This is a genomic window from Pseudomonas sp. No.21, from assembly GCF_054558415.1.
In genome coordinates, this window is record NZ_BAAJNO010000054.1 from 1 (window position 1) to 292 (window position 292).

The following is a 292-nucleotide window of genomic DNA, read 5'->3' on the forward strand; positions in this document are numbered from 1 at the left end:
GGCCGGGGGCGGCAGCCAATGATGCACCGCAGTGCCCCCGGCGCCCGGCATCGCGAGGCTGAACCAGAGCCCGCGCGGCATCACCCCGTGGCTGCGCTGCAAGTGCTCCCAGGTCCGTCGCCAGCGGGTGATGCCTTCGTCCCGCAGGCCCTGGGCGAGACGCAGGAGAAAGTCATGGCGGTTGTCGGCCCGCATCCGGGCGAGCCCTTGCTCACGCAGCGGCTCGAGCAACTGCCCCAGACGGCCTTCCAGCTGCGCCGGCCCGGCGCGAGGCGCCAGCGTGCAGCCCACA

The 292-nt window shown here is 73.6% G+C and carries 1 protein-coding gene; it reads right to left on the reverse strand.

The window, feature by feature from the left end; genetic code table 11:
- On the reverse strand, window positions 1-292 hold a 292-nt coding region (locus tag ACYJSS_RS30715; RefSeq protein ID WP_459481287.1), incomplete at both ends, for a hypothetical protein.